The sequence below is a fragment of the Qipengyuania zhejiangensis genome, from assembly GCF_035607565.1.
In the GTDB taxonomy this organism is placed as follows: Bacteria; Pseudomonadota; Alphaproteobacteria; order Sphingomonadales; family Sphingomonadaceae; genus Qipengyuania; species Qipengyuania zhejiangensis.
In genome coordinates this window covers 1,120,423-1,141,340 of sequence record NZ_JAYKGO010000003.1, presented here as the reverse complement: position 1 = coordinate 1,141,340, position 20,918 = coordinate 1,120,423, and the positions used below count along the sequence as shown (strand labels likewise).

The 20,918-nt window shown below is 63.4% G+C and carries 17 protein-coding genes; 7 read left to right on the top strand and 10 right to left on the bottom strand.

Translation table 11 applies throughout. The annotated features are described in order from the left end of the window. Nucleotides 1-71 precede the first annotated feature (71 nt). A complete protein-coding gene (locus VR863_RS13290) occupies nt 72-839 on the top strand; it encodes a response regulator (protein ID WP_324828948.1) in 768 nt (255 codons plus the stop codon). Between the two features lie 5 nt (nt 840-844). Then, nucleotides 845-1,771: a hypothetical protein gene (locus tag VR863_RS13285; protein ID WP_324828947.1), complete on the top strand. Its 927-nt coding sequence runs from the start codon at nt 845-847 to the stop codon at nt 1,769-1,771. Nucleotides 1,772-1,961: 190 nt separating this feature from the next. Here the strand turns inward: VR863_RS13285 and VR863_RS13280 are convergent, their stop codons facing one another. From VR863_RS13280 to hemE, 10 genes are all read right to left on the bottom strand, one after another. Next, entirely contained in the window at nt 1,962-6,170 is a 4,209-nt protein-coding gene (locus VR863_RS13280) for a hypothetical protein (protein ID WP_324828946.1), read from the bottom strand. Then, the gene (locus VR863_RS13275; protein WP_324828945.1) at nt 6,146-6,937 is read right to left on the bottom strand and encodes a hypothetical protein; all 792 of its coding nucleotides are present in this window, start codon (nt 6,935-6,937) and stop codon (nt 6,146-6,148) included. Before VR863_RS13275 ends, VR863_RS13280 begins: the two co-directional genes overlap by 25 nt. Next, a complete protein-coding gene (locus tag VR863_RS13270) occupies nt 6,934-7,707 on the bottom strand; it encodes a hypothetical protein (RefSeq protein ID WP_324828944.1) in 774 nt (257 codons plus the stop codon). Before VR863_RS13270 ends, VR863_RS13275 begins: the two co-directional genes overlap by 4 nt. After that, nucleotides 7,704-10,250, bottom strand: a complete 2,547-nt coding sequence (locus VR863_RS13265; RefSeq protein ID WP_324828943.1) for a poly-gamma-glutamate biosynthesis protein PgsC/CapC — start codon at nt 10,248-10,250, stop codon at nt 7,704-7,706. The genes VR863_RS13270 and VR863_RS13265 overlap by 4 nt, the downstream gene beginning before the upstream one ends. Further along, nucleotides 10,247-10,633 (bottom strand): response regulator, encoded by a 387-nt coding sequence (locus VR863_RS13260; RefSeq protein WP_324828942.1) that lies wholly within the window; start codon nt 10,631-10,633, stop codon nt 10,247-10,249. Before VR863_RS13260 ends, VR863_RS13265 begins: the two co-directional genes overlap by 4 nt. Next, on the bottom strand, nt 10,630-13,224 hold the full coding sequence (locus VR863_RS13255; protein ID WP_324828941.1) for a hypothetical protein: 2,595 nt from the start codon (nt 13,222-13,224) through the stop codon (nt 10,630-10,632). The genes VR863_RS13260 and VR863_RS13255 overlap by 4 nt, the downstream gene beginning before the upstream one ends. Nucleotides 13,225-13,428: 204 nt before the next feature. Beyond that, nucleotides 13,429-13,971: an AAA family ATPase gene (locus tag VR863_RS13250; RefSeq protein ID WP_324828940.1), complete on the bottom strand. Its 543-nt coding sequence runs from the start codon at nt 13,969-13,971 to the stop codon at nt 13,429-13,431. 12 nt (nt 13,972-13,983) lie between these two features. Continuing rightward, complete coding sequence (rho, locus tag VR863_RS13245; protein ID WP_324828939.1) at nt 13,984-15,249, bottom strand: transcription termination factor Rho; 1,266 nt, start codon at nt 15,247-15,249, stop codon at nt 13,984-13,986. Nucleotides 15,250-15,408: 159 nt separating this feature from the next. Further along, a complete protein-coding gene (locus VR863_RS13240) occupies nt 15,409-15,852 on the bottom strand; it encodes a CopD family protein (RefSeq protein ID WP_324828938.1) in 444 nt (147 codons plus the stop codon). Nucleotides 15,853-15,885: 33 nt separating this feature from the next. Beyond that, complete coding sequence (gene hemE / locus VR863_RS13235) at nt 15,886-16,911, bottom strand: uroporphyrinogen decarboxylase (RefSeq protein WP_324828937.1); 1,026 nt, start codon at nt 16,909-16,911, stop codon at nt 15,886-15,888. Nucleotides 16,912-17,230: 319 nt separating this feature from the next. On the opposite strand from hemE, the gene VR863_RS13230 reads away from it, so the two are divergent. The 5 genes from VR863_RS13230 to dnaQ are packed head-to-tail and all read left to right on the top strand — an operon-like array spanning nt 17,231 to nt 20,873. After that, nucleotides 17,231-18,073 carry a pyruvate, water dikinase regulatory protein gene (locus tag VR863_RS13230; RefSeq protein WP_324829282.1) on the top strand — a complete coding sequence of 281 codons (843 nt, stop codon included), beginning with the start codon at nt 17,231-17,233 and terminating at the stop codon, nt 18,071-18,073. Then, nucleotides 18,070-18,675 (top strand): Maf family protein, encoded by a 606-nt coding sequence (locus tag VR863_RS13225; protein ID WP_324828936.1) that lies wholly within the window; start codon nt 18,070-18,072, stop codon nt 18,673-18,675. The genes VR863_RS13230 and VR863_RS13225 overlap by 4 nt, the downstream gene beginning before the upstream one ends. Then, nucleotides 18,672-19,526 carry a shikimate dehydrogenase family protein gene (locus tag VR863_RS13220; protein ID WP_324828935.1) on the top strand — a complete coding sequence of 285 codons (855 nt, stop codon included), beginning with the start codon at nt 18,672-18,674 and terminating at the stop codon, nt 19,524-19,526. Before VR863_RS13225 ends, VR863_RS13220 begins: the two co-directional genes overlap by 4 nt. After that, nucleotides 19,523-20,128 carry a dephospho-CoA kinase gene (gene coaE, locus VR863_RS13215; RefSeq protein WP_324828934.1) on the top strand — a complete coding sequence of 202 codons (606 nt, stop codon included), beginning with the start codon at nt 19,523-19,525 and terminating at the stop codon, nt 20,126-20,128. The genes VR863_RS13220 and coaE overlap by 4 nt, the downstream gene beginning before the upstream one ends. A gap of 49 nt (nt 20,129-20,177) precedes the next feature. Further along, a complete protein-coding gene (gene dnaQ, locus VR863_RS13210; protein WP_324828933.1) occupies nt 20,178-20,873 on the top strand; it encodes a DNA polymerase III subunit epsilon in 696 nt (231 codons plus the stop codon). Nucleotides 20,874-20,918 lie beyond the last annotated feature (45 nt).

Genomic DNA, 20,918 nt, shown 5'->3' with positions numbered 1-20,918 from the left:
TAGCGGTTTCCGAGGGGCCTAGGGACGATCCGTTAGCCCGGTCTTAACCATATGATGGCAAATGGTCGGGCGTGTTAGAACGCAACCATGCCAATTGGGCCGCAGCGGCCAAGCCTGCGGACCATTCCGATGTCGCCGCCGCGGCGCGTTTGCGCGTGCTGCTGGCCGAAGACACCCCGATCAGCGCCGAAGTCATGCTCGCCATGGCTCGCCACCTGTCAATCGACATGGATCACGCGGCCAACGGTATCGAGGCGATCGACATGGTTCACGAGGCAGCGGCCGATGGCCGTCCGTACTCGCTGCTCCTGCTCGATGCGATGATGCCGATCCTCGACGGGGTCGAAACCGCGCGGCGCCTTCGCGCCGAAGGCCTCACCGAGACCGATCTGCCGATTATCGCAGTGACCGCCGCCACGCATCTCGATGAAGTGCGCGCGTACCGCGCTGCGGGAATGCAGGCCTTTCTGGAGAAGCCCGTCGGGCTGGAGGATTTGCGAGCCGCGCTCAACGCGTGGGGCCACCGCACCCGCCGCAGGAACCAGCGCGAACGCTCGGCCGCTTTCGAAGCGCTGCGAAACCAGTACGAATTACGCAAGATTACCACGCTCGACACCATCCGCACCTCGCTGCTCACGCAGGATCTGGGCGAAGCGACCGTCATGGAAGTCCGCACCTTGTTGCACCAGCTTGCCGGCACCGCCGGTTCGTTCGGCGATCCCGAACTGAGTGAGATCGCGCGGACGCAGGAAGCCGCTCTCCTCACGGCGTTTTTCGCCGGCAGCGACGTGCGTCCCGTGCTCGAAATCGCAATCTCATCGCTCGAAACCAGGATTTGATCGCCATGCACTATGCAAAATCCCGATTTTCGCATCTTGCCCGGCTCGGCCTTGCCATGCTCGCATTTCTCGCCACGCCGGTTCTGGCGGCAAATGGCGATCCGGTGGAAATCGGCGCGCGCATCGAGGCGTTCGGTGTGCAATCGGACCTCACCATGGAAGACGGCGATGATTTCGACAGTTCGGGCTTCGGCATCCGGGGCGATGTGTCCGCGACCGTGAAGGCATCGACCAGGACCGAAATCACCATCGATGTCGACGCCGGCGTCTTCGATTACGAAGGCGATAGCCGTGGCACGCTCGAGACAGTCGGCGCGGCCCTTGCCGTAACGCACAAACTGTCCGATTCTGTCGAACTTCGGGTCCGCGCCCGCCGGGTGGAGAATATCGCGGTGCTGGAAGCGTTCAGCGCCGACCAGACATCCGCCGCAGCGCGTCTCGAATGGACGCAGGGCGACAACAGGATCCGCGTCGAGGGCGAATACCGCGAACGCGAATACGACACGGTCGATCAGGGCCATTCCAAAGGCTACCGATTTTCGGCTCAATACAACCGCCGGATCGGGCCCTATCACTGGTTCCGGATCGACGCGCGTGCCGAGAAGATGAGCAGCGACGATGACACCCGCCGCAGTTTCGATCGCCGCGTGGTGGAAATGAAGTACAGCCTGCCCGTTGCCAAGCGCCTCCGGTTGAGACCGTCTGTCGAATACCGCGAATGGGCCTATGATGACCGCGTGGCGGTGGGCGATCCGCAGGGAGACCTGCGAGAGGACAGCTATGTCGCTCCGGCGATAGAACTGGCCTGGGGCCGGGATGGCCGTGGGCCCTATGCGCAGGCGAGCGCCGAATACCGCTTCCGGGAATCAAACGACACTCGGTACACGCAGGACGGCGCCCGGGTTGGCATCAAGCTGGGCTACCGTTTCTAAGGCTGACCTGACGCCGCGCGGATACTCCTTGCGCAGCCCCTTCCAACTCCCCCATTCCTAACCCGCCGATGATTATCGGGTGCCCTGCAACAAGGGTGTAGGAGCGTGGCGCTCACCCACAGCGTTTCGGGGCAATGGACGTGCCTGGATCTGCTGCGCGCAAGGTCCGACACGCCCACCGGTTTGGGTTTCAGGTAGCCTTGGCTTGTGTCTTGCCCCGCCCTCTGCGCGACGAAATCGACTTTGCAAGCCAGCCGCCCTTCTGCCGCGAAGTCAGTTCCTTGAGCTCCGAAGCGGCGCGCTGATTGGAGATCTGTTCGGCAATGAGTGCGGCGTAAATGCGGTCCGACGCACGGCGGCGGCGCACGGCATCGCCGGCATCGATAAACGCCTCCGTCATGGCAAGCAGCTTCGAACCGGCCAGCGCGATCTTGCCACCTTCGCTTGGCGCGGCGACCTCGGCGGTCTTGGTCAGGGCGCTGAGCTTCTTCATCTGTTCGTCGAGCCGCGCTTCGAGCGCATCGATCTGTGCGGCCGAAAGCGTGGCCTGCGGGCCTGCCTGGCGCAATTCGCCGATCGCTTCGCGCAGCTCCACTTCGCTGAGACAGCCGTATTCCTGGAACGAGGCGAGAAGCCGATAGGCGCGCTCCACCACGCCCGGGTCTTCGTCGCGAAGCTGTCGGCAGGCCTTGTAGGCCACTTCCCAGGCCTGCCAGCGATACACCCAGTCCAGCCCGGTGCCCTTGATGTTCTGCATCCCCATGATGCGATTGACGAGGCCCGGAGGCGTGTTGGCCGCAACCAGCCGGACGATTGCCTCGCCCTTCATGTAGTAATCGCGCACGGGCACCAGCTTTGCGTGAAAGGCACGTCCCAGCAGCGCGCGCATGGCATTGTCCTGGCTGGTCGGATCGCCCGCGCCCGCAAGTGCAGAGGCCAGCGCCGCGTAATCGCGGTGATTGGCGGCCATCGCCTCGTAATGCTGCACGATCGCTGCGAAATGCGGCACACCGGCCTGCTGCAATGCCTCTGTCAGCTTTCCGTCGCGCGCCGCGGCCTGTGCGCGTTCGATATCGAGATTGGCCACATGCGGCGCGAGCATCGCTGCCAGCAAACCGTCGACCTGCGCCTGAGACACGGGAATACGCTGCTGCCGCGCGAGTTTTTCCAGCTGGGCCGCGGGCTCGACCCCCTTTTCGCCAAGGGTCAGCGAAGCGGAATAGGCGGCCCACTCTTCCTCGATGAATCCGACCAGCCCATCGATGTTCGATCCGATCAGGACATGCCGATCCGCCGCCACGTCGCGCACCAGCATCCGGGCGAACACGCGGCTGCGGGGAACACGGTCGGCGCGATTGTTGACCACGGTCGATACAAAGATTTCGGGATCGTTCGAAAGGTCATGATCGGCAAACCCCATGCGCGACCAATTGCCCATGGCGCCGAACCGTTCGTTGGCCGACATGCCCATCACGAACTCCAGCGTGCGACCGTCAACCTGCGCGCGGGGATAGGTTTTCAGAACGCCGAGGTCGGCCACCACCCGGTCTGACATCTCCTTGACGCAGAAATCGGGTTCGAGCCCCATTTCATCGCCCATCGCGGTGACCAGTGCGATGTTGTAGGGATGCTCTTCATAAGGGAACCGCGCGAGCAGGTTCTTGTGGATCAGTCCGGCCTCCTTCCAGCCGACAGGCCGCATCCGCGATCCGGCCTTGTCCGCCCCTTCGGCCAGTATCGGCAGCATTTCTTCCTCGGTGGTGAGCAAGGTCGAATTGTGCGGGATGAATTCGCACATGACTTCCGGAATATTGCGTCCGGCAGGGCCCTGCACGTCTTCGTGATCGGGATAGGTGTTCGTGATCGTGCCGATATCGTCGCGCATCCAGTCCTGCTGCAACACACGCACGTATGACGGGTTCAGCCCCATGCACTCCCACAAGAACACCCGCGCTTTCAAACCACGCGCCGTCTTCAGAAGGTTGAACTGTTCCCAGATCGTCGCCTTGTCGTAGGGGCGGAACAGGAACATCTCCGTCAGCTCGCCATAGGGATTTCCAAGCAGGAACATCGCTTCGCAGCCGGTGGTTTTCGACACGATCGACGGGCCGAGCGCGTTGATCAATCCAGCCTTGAGCCGTTCCGTCCCCGATTTGCCGCGCGTGCCCCAGCCCCCCAGGACCAGCGACAGTCCGTTGCGCAGGCGCCGCGCCTGCCAGCCCATCACGACGTGCCGGCCAAGGAACCACGCGCTCGCCAGCACGATGAAGATCGCCAGCTCGACGAGGTTGTTGGCAAAAACAGTGGTGAAATACGATGCGGCACGATCCCAGAAGATCGGCAGGGCGGCAAATGCGCCGCCCGCGCTGTAAAGCTTCGTGACTTGCGGGTTGGCCGCTTCCCTGCCTGTTCCATAACCGCGGTAGGTCAGCCCGAGGCCCAGTTTGCGCAGTTCGCCGATGAACGCTTCGGGATCGCGGTTGCGCAATTCAGCAAAGCGCGGAAAATCCCGCGTCACGGACCAGAAGGCGCGAAGCCGCCTGATCACCGAAACGGGCGCTTCTATTTCGGTGATGCCCGCGCTGGTGAAGATCTGCGTCGTGCCACCCTTGTCCAGTGCGGAAAGGACAAGATCGACCAGTGGCAGGTAATTGCGCCACCCGCCCTCGCCGCTTTCCATCAACGGTTCACCAGGCACCTTGGTGGGGGCCAGCTCGGCCATGCGGGCGCTCGGCGCGATCATCGTGCCGTGATAGTGGCGACCCTTGGTGTGGAAGAACGCCTGCCGCTTGTCGGTCGCGCTGTTGCGCCCTTCGAACAGGATGCGCCATGCCCGGCGGCGGAAGTATTCGCCGCGCTGGATGCTCGGCTTGCGTCCCGGCGCGAGGGCCAGCCCGAAGTCGCGCTGGGCGAGCACGGCCATCACGCGGCCTACCTTCTCGCTGTCTGTATCGAGCCACTCGCGGAGCGCCGGAATGCGGTGGGTGGTGCCTTCGCGCATCGCGCCGGCCACCGCGCCCAGCTCCTGCGCGATCTGGCGCGCTTCATCGTTGCCCACCAGCCAGATGCGCTCGCGCGCTTCGTCAGCCCAGCGCAGCAGCTTCATCGAGGGATTGCGTTGACGCAGCGCCTCGATCGCGTCTTCCAGAATGATCCGCAAATCTGCGGGCAAAGGGTCGCCGTCGCTCCTGACATGGGCCGCGACCTGCACTGCCGCATCGAGCGCAATGCGCTGCACGAATTCATCGGCGTCCTGCGCCAGCACCTGCCTGATGTGCGCCGCATAGACCATGGGGTCGACCCGCGACATCGCGCTGGCCGGATCGGCAAACAGCGCGGCGCGGACCTGGGCATCGGCATCGCTTGCAAGCCGGTCGGCCATCACGTTTGCGCGCTCGTGCGTAAGCAGCGCGAGACATTCGGCAAAAACCTGGCGCACCGCCCCGTCCCCGTCCTCGGCCAGGGCAACGAAGGCAGGCTCCAACCGCGGGCGCCGGATCAGTTCGCGGCACACCAGCCGCACCAGATGGCGGCGAACGAACACTTCCCCGTCGCGCTGCGCTTCGGTCTTGGCCGACAGGTCTGTGGCAAGGCGGCGCTCGATCACCGAATGCGCAGTCTCCGGAGCCAGCGCGAACAATGCATCGAAGGCTTCGCACTGGGTCCAGACATCTTCGCCATGGTCAAGGCAGGTCCTGCGCGTCGCGCTGAGCGTCGGATCGAGCCAGAGGCCACCCGCGCGCGGCGGCAGCCTTGTGGCCATGTCACGCAGGCAAGAATGGGCCGCACGGCGCACACGCGCATCCCCCCGCCACGCGCGCATCGCCGGAAGCAGTTCGTCGAATATCTCGGCGAACGCTTCGCTTTCGGACTGAAGCGGATCATCCGCCAGCGCATCGCCCGCAATCGGACCAAGCCGTTCGAGCGCAAAGGCCAGCACGCGCTCGCGTTCGCCCAATCGCTTGGTGTAGCGTTCGACAACGGCATCCGCGTCGAAGAACGCCTTCATCGCGTCGGCATCCCGCCTCAGATAGCGGCCACGCGACCCCAAAGCGCGCGCAAATTCGAGCAACGCAGCGCGCCGTTCCGCCTCGTCCAGGGCGCTGGCGTAACGCGACTGGAAAAGCCCTTCGGCCTTGGCCAGACGGGCAACCTCATCGCGTTGGCGAATACAGAAATTGGCCACGACACCTGCATGGCGGTGGGCTGGATCGGCTGCGGCGCGGTGGTCCGCATAGGCAAGAATTTCGGCGCGCAGGTCATCGTAGACGGGAAGCAGGCGTTTGGAGATTCCGCGATCCAGCCGTTCGCCGAGCGTACACGCCTCTCCCGCCACCCGTGCAGCAGCGCCGGCCGTTACCGGGGCCACCGCATTCATGCCGCTTCCCCTGAAATACATTTCCCGAAACCTGCCCTTAGCAGCCCATCGTCCAGCAACGCTTCGCGAAGATCGAGAGAAAGTTCGAGATGCGCAAAGCCGCTGTGGCCTTTCGCATGCAAAGCTTCGGCCTGGGCATTCTGCAACGCGCCAAGTTCGCCGGTTTCAACGGGGAAAACCAGGACGGTGCGCGGTGCCAGTGCCGCGCTGAGGCAATCGGCAATGTCGAGGATGCGCGCAGACGGGGTTCGGCTTGCATCGCTGACGATCATCGCCGCATCGGCGGCGCCGGCGCTTGTCCGGCGATCCCCGTCAAACCCGTGAAGCTGGACAACCAGCCCATCGGGAAAGCGGTCGGAGAATCCTAGGGCGAAGGCCGTGAACGCGTGGTCGCCTGCACGCGCCAGATCAAAGCCGGGGCATTGCGATGTTGTCAGGCGCGGTGCCGAATTCCAGGCCGCGGCGGCTCCGAACCCGTCTTCGAACAGCGCGCTGGCAAGGGCCCGGGTGCCGCGATCGGAGGTGCCGTGGGGCGCCGTAATTGCCACTGGCGAACCCCCGCCGGACCGCACCCGATAGACGCCGCGCGATGAACATCCACCGTCCCGGTCGGACAGCGTCACGCCGTCCCGGTCCCGCGTGACCGTGAAACCCAGATCCGTCGCGGTCTGCGGGTCGATCGCGGAGCCCGCGAACAGCGCGCGAGTGCGGTCGAGATCGTCGCCGCGGGCGCACCCGGCAAGGGCAAGGCTCAGGGCAATGGGGGCTATAAATGCAGCGATCGTCACGGTGCCTCCCCCTCCTCGTTCGCAATGGCTTCGTAAACCACCAGCGCATCGTAATCGTGCCCGTCGATACCGACCGGGCCAACCGGACGCCACAGGTTGACCGCGATATGCCGGATTTCATCTTCGGTCAGCATATCGGGTGGAAAGGCGTTGGCTGCGGCCAGCGCGCCCTGCTCCTCGCTGCTGCGACGAAGAAAAATCGAGCGCGCTTCGCTGGCTGCCGCAGGTCGGCGCTCGTAAACACGGATATCGATACCGGCAATCGAGGGATCGGCTTCGATCAGAGAAACTTCCACCCGCCCGACATCGACATTATCCTCGATCAGGATCTGGTCCTGCGCGCCGATGCGTTCCGCACGGTTGCGATAGAACCGCCGATAGCTGCCATCGTCGAGCATGGCGTTCGCATCGGAGGAATGCAGATGCTGTTCGTACGTACCGATCTCCACGCCATCGATATCGAATATCCGGAAGCGCAGGCCATATTCTGTTTCGGCAGGCGCCGGCGTGCCGTCCGGTGCCGCAACCAGGGCCGGTTGAGCCAGGATCTTCATCAGGTCGACCGGCTGCGAAAACACAAAATCCAGCGGACGACCAGCTTCGAGCCGGTAAACGAGCGCGCGGCCGGTTACGCGTGCGTCCTGCGTGGTCGAAACCTGCGCCGCAACCATGTAACGGGCCAGCGGGGCACCATAGGTCCACCCACCCAGCCCCGCCAGCGCGGCCAGCACCAAGAACACCAGTCCGCGGCCGAGGAAAGTCAGGCTCATCGCTCGCCCTCCCCGCGTCCGGCAAGGACCCAGCCTACGGTAAATCGGCGGCCGCTCGTTTCACCGAAATACCGTTCGGCCATGGCTGGATGCGCTTCGTAACCGGCAAACGCCTTGCTGCCATCGGACACCGCCGGACGCAGATCAGCCGCTCGGATCGCATTCAACAGCCGCTCGAATCCCTCGGGCGGCGTACCCAGCCGGTCGCGGGCCACCACCAGATCGGCCTGGCGATCGAAGCCGGATGCGCCAATCGGGCGCGGGCGAAGGTGGAAGGTCAAAGGTTCGCTTGCAGGATCCTGTCGCCGCACGACTTCCTGCCAGACCACGTCGAGCGTGGTCGCGGGCGACCGCGAATACTTGTCGGCCTTCGGGGCTACGAACAGGGCATCGCCCGGCCAGCGGTTGTGGACGCTGACCCCGATGCGCGCCGGAACGGTATCGAATGCGCTGCGCCACGTCAGGATGCTCCGCTGGAGCGGTTGCCCGATGGCGAGAAACACCTGTCCTTCGTCGCGGTTCGCAGAAAACAGCGTCCAATGGCCGCGGGCACCGAAATTGCATTGTCCCAGTCCGAAACCGCCCATCTGGGCCGATGCGCGGGCGGATACCGGGTCGCGGGACTCCAGCGCGGCATCGACGAGCGGAACGGCAATCTCGTATCTCAGGAAGGCGAGGCGCTCGATCGCTTGCCAACCCGTGGCGGGCGCACCCGAAGCGATCAGGCGGCATGGCGTACGGGCACGAAGCGCGGGTGCCGCAGCGGAGAGAAACGCATCGAGAACGGTCTGATCGAGCGCCAGTGTTGCGCGGTTGCTGTCGAGGCCGAGCGCGTCCGGCTGAAGCTGCGCCGACAGACCGGGGGCAATTGTTCGCAATGCCGCAAGATCGATCGTGCCCGCCGCGGCATTGGCAAAGGCAATGCTGGGCTGACTGTCCGGCACACCGGCTTCCAGGACAAGCGTGGTGGACACGGTTGCGCGCTCGAAGGCTGGCAGTACGCCAGCGTCGCGGATGGCGGTTGCAGGGCTTGGAGACCCGATCACCAGCCAGCGGGCATCCTGATTGGCCTGGAGCATGGCACCGGCAAGACCCAGTCCGGTCGCCGTCGTGGGATCGGGCACTGCAACAGCCAGATTGCGCTTTGCGGCGGGGTTGAAGACCAGCAGTTCGCGTCCGGCACCATCGTCCCGCACGATAGCCATTTTCCCGCCTTCGACCGCAACCAGGCGCCATCCATCCGCGCTCATGTCAAAGTCCGGCGCGGAAGCGGGGGCACCCGCCTCGAGCAGGCCGACCAGCCGTTCCAGCGCCTTGCCGGCGTCATCCGACAGCGGCCGGTTGCGCGCGCCAGCCCGGCGAACATGCGCATCACCGATGGCTTCGACCAGCAGCAGGTCCAGCTTGCCGACATTGCCGCTGCGGGCATCGGCTTGCCCTTGTTCCGCTGAAAAACCGCGCGACACCGCAGCGGAAAGCGTGAACCCGACGATATTGCCGAACACCGCACCCAGAAGGCTTACCTGCAGGGTCGAGCGTGCAAGGCGCGGGAAGATATCCTTATCGTGCGCCTTGATCGCGATAAGCGTGGAAAGGAGGTAGCCGAACCCGTAAAAGTCGGTCGTCTTCACATCGAAGCCCTGCCAGACGATGATCCACCCGATCAGCATTTTCCACGCGAAGCTGATGTTGAAGAACAGCAGCAGCTTGCGCCCCCCCTCCAGCGTGACGTTCGCCATGAAGGGCAGTTTCAGCACCGCCCGCGCGATGACGTAGATGACGATCGCTTCGGCAAACGAAGTGATGATCTTGGTCGGCTGATACCATTGCAGCGCGATCAGCGCCGGGATCAGGATGCCCGAGAAGTCCCAGCCGTAGCGCACGTTCATGTGGCTCGCGATCATCGCCGTCAGCGTCAGGATGATATAGGCCTTGGGACTGGCAAGGATCGAGCTGGCCAGCCCTTCGTACATGTAGGTCACGCCGCTCATGCGGAAATTGGTGAATTCCATCAGGCCGAAGCGCACGATCAGGTATGTCAGCCCGATGGTCACAATCGCCGCGCCCACCCCGCGCACCAGCCCCGGCTTCCAGAACTGGTTGGCGAGCAGCGATATGATCACCAGGCCGAAGCTTTGCAGATTGTCCTGCCAATCGAAACGGCGATCGAAATTGTCTTCCAGCCACCCTGCGAATTCGGGCAAGAGGTAACCGTCCATCACCAGCCGCACCGCAATGCTGGCAAGGATGAGCCCCATGAACCGATCGCGTCCGAACAGGGCCGGATACCGGCCACGGCTGAGCTTTTCGGAAAAAAGCCAGACCAGCGCGAAGGTAATGATCGCTTCGATCACGATGACCGCGGCCGCCACCGGTTTCACGATCAGCAGGGGAACGATGTAACCCGGCACCACCAGTCCGGACAGCACCCAGCCGAAACGCAGGTTGAAAAAGCACAGCACGAACACCCCGACCCACACGGTCGTGATGATCGAACTGACAAGGCCGCCGTCCGGAAAAATGGTGAGCGGGAAGAAGGTCATCCTGTTTGACCGTCTCCTGATGCCAGGGCGGCGGCGACCTGTGCCACCAGCCAACCCGGCTCCACCGGTTTGCGCGCAATCGCCACCACGCCGAGCGCCCTGAATTCGTCGGACAGCGTGTTGCCCGCCGTCGATGAAATCACGATCACAGGTGGCCGCCGTTCACCGCCTTCGTTGAGCACCCGCAGGAACTTGATCCCGTCCATTTTCGGCATCACCAGATCGAGCACCACGAGATCGAACGTGCCCTGCCGCAGCATGGCCAGTCCGGCATCGCCATCAGGCGCGGTCGAGGCGTCATACCCCTCAAGTTCCAGGGTCAACTGAAGCAGGCCGCTCAGGATCGTGTCGTCATCGACGATAAGTATGTGGGGTACGCTCATCCGATGCGCCTCAAATTGACGTTGAAACCGAAACCGTCCGCCTCGCGGCCCCAATAGGAAACGCTACCGCCCCATTTGGCCGTGCGGGCGATGCCGCGGTTGATCAGGCGGTATTCGCCAACCGACTGGTCTTCGCTCTTGGTCAACAACCACACGAGGCGGCCGAAGCCGACCCCGAAACCGCCTGAAATCCGCACATGCGAACGCGCGTCCTGTTCCTCCAGCCGGAGGGAGACCGTTTCGCCCTGCGGCGTGTCAGCGATGACGACGCGCAGCATGGCCTCGAGCATGTCCGCCAAGGCGCGCGGTTCGGCGATGGTGAAGCCGCTCAGCGCGGGCATGGCGACATCCATGAGAACGCCCAGTTCTTCGGCCAGTTCAGCCGTCTTCTCCAGCGCCTCGACCACGATCTTGCGCGCGTCCACGGGATAGCTTGCGTCGACCAGATCTCTCGTTTCCCCGCGAACCAGCCCGGCAACCTCGTCCAGCCTGCCCGTGGCCCGGCGCGCTGCTTCGCCAATCCGGTCGACCACCGAAACGATGCGCTCGGGTCCGACACGCGGGTCCTTGGCCAGATCGGCGGCGAGCAGGATCGCCTCGAGGTCGTTTCGCAGCTGGAGATCGATAAACATCGCCACCGCCTTTCGCAGGTCGGCGGCGCTGTGCAGTTCCGAAATATCGATTGCCTCGACCACGATGACACGGTCCGCACCGCGCGCCATGCTGCCCGGCGCGGCAACCCGCAGGACACGCTGGCTCGGGCCGAACCGGCGCATCGGCACGCGCATTTCACCGCCGTTGAACACAAGATCCTGCAGCATCGCCTCGATCCGCACGGGATCGAGTTCGGTCAGCGCGGCAAGAAGTTCGGCAAGCGAGGTGTCGGCTACCGCCAGTTCGGCTTCGCGATAGATGTCTTCCATGCCGGCGTTGGCGTGGAGCGGCGAACCGATCAGGTGGAACACCATGACCGCCGTTTCGATCGTGTCGAAACCGCGGCGGATCTGGTCGGATTCGGTGCTGACCAGCGATATTGCGCTGGCAACCCGCTCGTCGATCGGCATGAACCGTTCTTCTTGCCGTTCGCGCGCGTTGAGATCCGCGCGCCATCGGAACAGCTCGCGGAAGGAGGCGGAGATCGCGCGGACGAGATGGCCTTGCTTGCCGGTTCGCCCGCCAGGGGGTTCGGCGAACAGCCAGAACAGATCCTGCTCGGCCCCGCCGATCCAGGTAATCCGGGCCTCGGTATTCCACGAAGGCACAAGCTGCGTTGCATCACGCCCCACGTGCCGCCCGCGCAATTTTCGCAGCTGAGGGGCAAGTTTGGCGGGCGAAACGACAAGATCGTCCAGCGACGCATCATGCGCGCTGACCTGTTCGAGACTGCCATCCTCGCAAAGGCCGATCAACACGCTGCGCGTGATGCCCGCCAACCTGCCTGCCGGTTCCACGAACTCGGGCAGACGAGCGCCTTCGCGCAGGGCGGATCGATGGATCGAATGCTGGACCGCTCGCGATGCCACCGAATCGAGCCGCCGGTCCTGCCGCAATTCACGCGCCAGGATACGCTGGAACGTAATTACCCAGGGGGCCAGCAGGAGCGCGGTGACAGGAAGCAGGCGTCCGGCGAATTCGAGCGCAAGCCAGCTGGTGCCAAGCACGAGGACATTCGCCGCCACCGGCACGACAATCGCGAGGCGTTTCGGATCGGTTCGCCGAAAGGCGATCACCAAAAGCAGCCCCACGACGCCCAGCAGCAGCCACGCCTCCCAGGCGCGTGCACGCGACGCGGACCGGCCGGCGCGCAGGTCCTGAACAGCGTGCGCGCGGAAAATGGCTTCGGATGTTGCGCGCGTTCCGGGCGCCAGAGGCGTCGACAGGGTTCCTTTCAGGGAATCGGAAGCCGCAACCAGTGCGACTGTCCTCGACAGTTCGCCCCTGATCAGTTCGCCCGCGACAAGCTGGCTTGCGGAAATGACGGGTATGCTTTGGCGCGCCGGCATCCGGACGAGGAAACGGCGATCGCGGTGCGGCGTGCCCGCAAGCGCGGCGTCGAATACGGGGATGGACCCATCAAGGCCCGGAAGAACCGTGCTCTGGCTGCGGTAAATGCCGTATTCGGACGGAGCGAGGATTCGCGCTGCAAACAGCGATCCGCTGTCCTGCGTCCCCGGGGGCAGGATCATGGTCCAGGCGTCGGTTCCGGGGATACGCCGGGCCGCTGCGCCCACAAGGATCGGCACAGCGGTTTCGCTGGTTGGCAGCGGCCGATCATCGAGATAGCCGATCCGTTCGACACCGAGCCGGGCCAGCGCGTTGTCGAGTTTTCCGAAACGGGCGGGACCGGAAGATTCAAAGACGGCATCGCGTTCGACAACCACCACGGCAGGATCACGCCCACGCTCCAGCCCGGTCGACAGGTCGAACAGCCGACCATCGACATCGCGGAACACATTCCACTGCTGAAGCAGAGCGAGCGCCGCGACCAGCAACACAGGGAAAACCACGCTGGCGACGCCTTCGCGCGTCATCGCGCGCGAGAACCGCTGCCGGACCGTCTCTCCCGAGGTGAATTTCGCCGATAAATTCAAAGCGGTAGCACCGTGCTACGCGCGCAGGGCGTGTATGCGGCATGCGATGCCATTGCGCGATCACGTACCGGCATCATGTCCCCCTGCTCCAAACTCTCGCGACAGATTGCCTGTCGAACGGGACCGGAAACCTCCGGCCTTCGCAGTTTTGCTAGGGAATTATCCTTAATTTTGCGTTAGCATTCGCTTGGCAGCCGCAGGGATTTACCCCGGTTTCCTGCCCAGTTCGGCAGCGACAAACGCGGCCCGCGGATCCACCGGGACAAGGGGCAGGTCAACCAAGTCGTAGCCGTAGTCCTTCCAGGCGGACCGGATTGCCGCATCGCTGGCCACCGCCGCATCCCAATCCTGTGTCCGCTGATCGTCCTGCCGGTATATTGCAGGCCATGGCGGTGCGCGGAACACCGGCCCATCGATCCGAAGCGTCCTGCAGACACGATCAAGTTCGGCGGGAATGGGCAACCCCTCGAGCTGAAGGAAACCGGCGATGTCGGGAAATCCGCGGTCCAGGACGACCGGAAGCACGGTGTGCCCGGCACTGTCCCATGCAGCCAGCTGCGCTTGCAGCATGGCATCGGCGAAATCCAGCGGCCGCTCGGCCCGCATCTCCATGCCGCCGGGTGCCTGAAGGATCGTGCGGGCAACTTCGGGAATGGTTGAAAAACCGCGCCCTTCAAGCGCCGCCAGCAGTGTGGATTTTCCCGCCCCCGGAGCGCCTGTAAGTGCAGCTCTCCGGGGGGCGGGCATAATCGGTGAACCTTACTGGTTCATCGTTGCGAAGAAGTCTTCGTTGGTCTTGGAATCCTTCATCTTGTCGAGGAGGAATTCCATCGCGTCGATGGTGCCCATCTGCATGAGAATACGGCGCAGGACCCACATCTTCGACAGCTTGTCCTTTTCGACCAGCAGCTCTTCCTTGCGGGTGCCGGACTTGCCAACGTCGAGCGCCGGGAAGATGCGCTTGTCGGCGACCTTGCGATCGAGGACGATTTCGCTGTTACCGGTGCCCTTGAATTCTTCGAAGATGACTTCGTCCATGCGGCTGCCGGTGTCGATCAGCGCGGTCGCGATAATCGAAAGCGAACCGCCTTCCTCGATGTTACGTGCCGCACCGAAGAAACGCTTGGGACGCTGCAGGGCGTTGGCATCGACACCGCCGGTCAGCACCTTGCCCGAACTGGGCACCACGGTGTTGTAGGCACGGCCCAGACGCGTAATCGAATCCAGCAGGATCACGACATCGCGCTTGTGTTCGACGAGACGCTTGGCCTTTTCGATCACCATTTCGGCGACCTGGACGTGGCGGTTTGCCGGTTCGTCGAAGGTGGAGGAAATAACTTCCCCCTTCACGCTGCGCTGCATGTCGGTGACTTCTTCCGGCCGTTCGTCGACCAGCAGGACAAGCAGAAACACTTCGGGGTGGTTGTCGGTGATCGCCTTGGCGATGTTCTGCAGCAGCACGGTCTTACCGGTGCGGGGCGGGGCAACGATCAGCGCGCGCTGGCCCTTGCCCTGCGGGCTGATGATATCGATGACGCGGGCCGACTTGTCCTTGACCGTCGGGTCGAGCGTGTCGAGCGACAGCTTTTCGTCCGGATAGAGCGGGGTCAAATTGTCGAAATTGGTGCGATGGCGGACCGCATCGGGCTCGTCGAAATTGACGGATGCCAGGCTGGTCAGCGCGAAATAGCGTTCGCCTTCGCGCGGCGCGCGGATTTCGCCTTCGACCGTATCGCCGGTGCGCAGGCCCCATTTACGGACCTGGTTTGGCGAAACATAGATATCGTCCGGACCGGCGAGATAGTTCGCCTCGGGGCTGCGCAGAAAGCCGAAGCCGTCCTGCAGCACCTCGATGGTGCCGATACCCATGATCTTTTCTTCGTATTCCTCGTCCTCGGCCAATTCGCGCAGGATGCAGAACATCAGGTCTTGGCGGCGCATGGTCGAAGCACCTTCGACACCAAGCTCTTCGGCCATCGAGACCAGATCGGCGGGTGTCTTTGCTTTCAAATCCTTGAGATGCATAATTTTTCTCGGGTAATAAAATGGTGGATGGCCGGCAGGTCTGGTGGGCTTGGGGAAAGCGGACCTGGACCCGTCGAATGCGGGGCCTGTAGCCGGTTGGTGGTGTTCAGATACGTGTGCGCCCCAAGGGCGTCAATTCACAAAGCGACAGGACGGCAGTCAGAACGGTTTGACCACTACCAGCACGACGATGATTGCCAGCGCAATTCCGGGAAATTCGCCCCATATCCGCAGCTGCTTTTCCGTCAAAGGACGCTCGCCTGCGGCCATTGCCTTCGACCGGGCAACCATGATGCCGTGAAACGCCGTCAGCGCCACGACGACAAGCAATTTCGCGTGAAACCACCCCTGATCCCAGGCACCGATTGCCTGAGCCAGCAGCAGGCCAAGCACCCACACGATCACCAGGCTCGGGGTCAGGATGATCTTGCGCAGCAGTCCCATGCGCTTTTCCCAGAGAGCCGCTTCGGGTGAACCGGATTGGGCAGGATGCAGGTAGATCATCTGGCGCGGAAGCATGAACAGGCCCGCCATCCAGAATACCATGAAGATGATATGTCCGGCTTTCAGCCAGTAATAGGTCATGGCGAGCACGTCCTGCATCGGGGCATCATGTAGGGGCAGCGAAGCCGCACGTCACCCCTCGAACCCGCGAACCGCTGCAATCAACCGGTGGACGTGGTCGATGGGGGTCCGCCGATCGATGCCGTGGCCAAGGTTGAAGATATGCGGACGATCGGCGAAGGCGCGCAGGATCGTGGCCACGCGCAGTTCCAGTTCCGCACTCCCGGCAAGCAACAGCAGCGGATCGAGATTGCCTTGCACCGGCATGCCCTGGGGCAGTTCGCGCGTCACCCATTCGGGATCGAGCGTTTCGTCGATACCCATCGCCTGGACACCCGTTTCGCGGGCATAGGCACCAAGCTTTTCGCCCGCGCCCTTGGGGAAACCGATGATCGGCGTTTCGGGATGCCGTTCACGAAGCGCGGCAACGATGCGCGCGTTGGGCGCGATCACCCACCGTTCGAACTGGTCGGGGGCTAGGCTGCCCGCCCAACTGTCGAACAGCTGGACCGCTTCCGCGCCGGCTTCGATCTGGCCGGACAGGTAATCCACCGTCAGGTACACGATGCGATCGACGATGGCCTGCAACGCATCCGGATCGCGATAGGCCATGGCCCGCGCTTCGTGTTGATCGCGGCTCCCTTCGCCGGCGACCATATAGGTGGCCACGGTCCACGGGCTTCCTGCAAAACCCAGCATAGTCACACCTTCGGGCATCCGCTTGCGGCACAGGCGCACCGTTTCGTAAATCGGTTCGAAACGCGAAAGATCGGGGGTCAGGCTTTCAAGCGCGGCATCGACCAGCGGCGGGGAAAGCCGCGGCCCTTCGCCTGCCAGAAATTCCAGATGCTGGCCGATTGCGTGCGGCACGATCAGGATATCGGAAAACAGGATCGCGCCATCGAAACCGAACCGGTCGATCGGCTGCAAGGTGATCTCGCACGCGGCTTCGCTGTCGTAAGCCATGTCGAGAAAACCGCCCTTTTCCGCACGCAAGGCACGGTATTCCGGCAGATATCGACCTGCTTGCCGCATGAGCCACATGGGCGTGCGGGAGGTTCGCTTTCCGTTCAGCGTTTCGAGGAGGAGACCGGGCATCGAGGAGTCCAATCCAAATAATACTTATAATTGTAAAGGGTTGTTGGAGTCTGTTGGCCCTGTGGATTTCAGGGATAACCCGCCACTGCCCGATTTCTCCCGCAAAGCAAAGAGTGCGGGCGAGATGCGACTCGCCGCTGGGCTTGAGTCGAGTCGAAGTTATCCCGCTTGTCCCCAGCCTGTTCAAAACCTTGCCAGCCTGTGTGCAAACAATCTGGCGAAAGACTCGCATTGGGGAGGGAAATTCCTCCCGAACTTGTCGCCAGCTTTCTCCCGTGGTTTATGCCGTTGGTTCTCCACAGGCTGCAGGAAGACCACAATCTCCAACCGCGTCCACCTTCACCTGCTGTCCGATTCGACCGGCGAAACGCTTGAAATGCTCGCCAAGGCGGCGCTCGCGCAGTTCGAAGGCGTGGACGTCATGCGCCATTTCTGGCCGATGGTTCGCAGCAAGCAGCACCTTGAACGTATCGTGCCCGAGCTCAAGGCCAATCCCGGGCTTGTCCTGTTCACGCTGGTGAATCCCGAAACGCGTGCACGCCTTGAAGAAGTCTGCGCGCAGCAGGGCCTGCCCGCGGTCGCAATCCTCGACCGGGTTACCGAAGCGCTGGAAAAGGCGCTGGGTCAGGAAGCCCACGGCAAGCCGGGCCGCCAGCACGCGATGGACAAGGCCTATTTCGAGCGGGTGGAAGCAATCCAGTTCACCATCGCGCACGACGATGGGATTGGCTGGGAGAATTGGGAAGAAGCGGATATCGTGCTTGCGGGCGTTTCGCGCAGTTCGAAAACGCCGACCAGCATCTATCTCGCCAATCGCGGATACAAGGTGGCGAACATTCCGCTCGTGGTCGAAAGTCCGCCGCCTCCGGCGCTCTACAAGCTCAAGCACCCGATGGTGATCGGGCTGACCACGGCGCCTGAACGGCTGGTCCAGATCCGGCGCAACCGGCTGCTCAGCCTCAACGAAGCGTCCCAGACCGATTACGCCGATCAGGAGAAGGTAAAATCCGAAGTCGCGTTTGCGCGCCGGATGTTCGCCGACAACGGGTGGGCCGTGATCGACGTGACCCGCCGATCTATCGAAGAAACCGCTGCCGCGGTGATCCGTCTTTATAACGAGCGTGAATTGCGCGGCACTACGCAGGGGGCAAAGCCGATATGACCTCGCTTGCGGGAAGCGGTATCGTGCTGGCTTCGAACAGCGCATCGCGCAAAGCCATGCTGGAAGCGGCAGGGATCGCGTTCGAAGCTGTCGGCGCCGACGTGGATGAACGCGCCCTCGAAGCGGAGATGGATGGCGCGGACCCCGCCGAAGTCGCCCAGGCGCTGGCCGCGGCCAAGGCCGCAGCGGTATCGGCACACCGGCCCGGTGACCTTGTGCTGGGGTCCGATTCCCTGGTCGAGGTGGACGGCCGGCGGTTCGACAAGCCGGCTAGCCGCGAGAACGCAGCGGAGCATTTGCGATCCTTTTCCGGAAAGGTGATGACGCTTCACAGCGCCGCCGCCCTGGCAAGGGACGGGCAAATCGTCTGGATCGGTTCCGATTTTGCGCGGTTGCGTGTGCGCGAACTGGGCGAGAGGTTCATTGCCGCCTATCTCGATGCCGAATGGCCGGCGGTGTCCTATTGTGTCGGCGTGTTCCGCATCGAAGGGCCGGGCGTCCAGTTGTTCGACAGCATCGTGGGCGACCAGTTTACGGTGCTGGGTATGCCGTTGCTGCAGGTACTCGATGCGCTGCGCGACGAAGGCGTGTTGTCCCGATGAGGCCATACGCCGAAGTAATCGGTGACCCGATCGCGCAGTCGAAATCGCCGATCATCCACGGTTTCTGGCTGGAAAAACTCGGGATCGATGCCGATTATCGCGCCGCGCACGTCACCGCCGCAGCGCTTCCCGCCTATATCCAGGCACGGCGCGGGGATGCCGATTGGCGCGGATGCAATGTCACCATGCCGCACAAGCAGGCGATCATGCCGCTCCTCGATCGGCTGGAACCGCTCGCAAGGAAAGTGGGCGCGGTAAACACGGTCGTGAAGGCCAGCGATGGCGCGCTGGTCGGGCGCAACACCGATGTGGCGGGGTTTCTCGAACCGCTGAAGATCCGGTTGGCCAAGCCCCATCTGTTCCGGATGGGCCGCATAATCGGCACCGGCGGCGCGGCGCGGGCGATCGTGGCCGGACTGTCGAGGGAAGGGTTCACGCTGGTCCTTGCCGGTCGCAACCCGGACAAGGCCCGCGCCCTCCTGGACGAGATCGATGCCGGGGGGGACCATCACGTCGCACCGCTCGATCACTTTGCCAGCGCAACCGATTTTGCCTTCGATGACCGCGAGGGGTGCTGCGATCTTATCGTCAACGCCAGTCCATTGGGGATGCGCGGCCAGCCATCGCTCGTGTTCGACTGGAGCCATGCCCCGCCCGGTTCGATCGCCTACGATATCGTGACAGATCCCCTCCAAACCGAATTTCTGCAAGGCGCGCGGGCCGCCGGATTTGAAACCATCGACGGCCTGTCCATGCTGATGGGCCAGGCCGCTGCGGCGTTCACGTACTTCTTCGGCGCCGAGCCGCCGCGTGATCGTGATGCCGAACTTCGTGAAAGGCTGACAGCATGACCCGACCGTTGATCGTGGGCCTCACCGGTTCCATCGGCATGGGTAAGTCGACCGTTGCCGCCATGTTCGAGGCGGCGGGCGTCCCGGTTTTCGATGCCGACGCCGAAGTGCGCGCCATGCAGGGACCGGACGGGGAACTGCTTCCCGCCATCGAGGCCGAATTTCCCGGCAGCACGGATGCAAGCGGCGTGCTTCGCGAAAAACTGGGCGAACGCGTGTTTGGCGATCCGGCGGCGCTGGCCCGCCTGGAAGGCATCGTGCATCCCGCGGTCGCCCGAAAGCGCGAAGCGTTCCTGATCGAACATGCGGGCACCCCGATCGTGGTTTTCGACATCCCGCTCCTGTTCGAGAAAGGCGGCGCGTCGGCCGCTGACCGTGTGGTGGTCGTCTCCGCCTCTGCCGAAGCGCAGCGCAGGCGTGTCCTTGCGCGTCCGGGGATGACGCAGGAAAAGTTTACGCACATCCTTTCGCTCCAGGTTCCCGATGCTGAAAAGCGCGCCCGCGCGGATCATGTGATCGATACCGGTACCACGCTCGAGCAGACCGAAAATGCGGTGATCGCGCTTATTGGTGAACTGAAACACGCCGCCGAAAACAAATAGGCGAAGTGCGCCCTTGAATTCCTGCGGTTCGAGGCCGATAGATTAGCTAATGCGCGAGATCGTATTCGATACCGAAACCACCGGATTGGACCCCAGAACCGGGGACCGGATGGTCGAGATCGGGTGTATCGAGATGATCAACCTCGTGCCCACCGGTTCCAGCTTCCACGCCTACTTCAATCCTGAACGCGACATGCCTTCAGGCGCAGAGGCCGTTCACGGCCTTTCGGCGGCCTTCCTTTCGGATAAACCGCTTTTCCGCGACGTGGCCGGTGAATTGCTCGATTTCCTGGGCGATGCGCCGCTGGTGGCGCACAATGCCTCGTTCGATTTCGGGTTCCTCAACGCGGAACTGACGATCTGCGAACGGGAAGTGGTATGCATGACCCGCATGATCGACACCGTCGCCATGGCCAAGAAACGCCATCCGGGCGCGAAGCTGTCGCTCGATGCGCTGTGCAGTCGTTACGGCATTGATCGCAGCCACCGGGTGAAGCACGGGGCCTTGCTCGACGCCGAACTGCTGGCCCAGGTCTATGTCGAACTTAAGGGCGGCCGTCAGATCGGCCTCGAACTGGCGGCGGAAATCGCCGCATCCAGCGCCCCCCTGGCGGGCGAGCCGGTAGCCGTGCGCCAGGCGCCATCCGGCCCGCGCCGCGATCCGCGGCCCCATTCGGCCTCAGCCGAGGAGCTGGCGCGCCATGCAAAGTTTATCTCCGGGATCAACGACCCGCTTTGGGGATAGATTCAGGAGTTTTCCGGCGGGATGGGCCGGACAAGGGATCGTAAC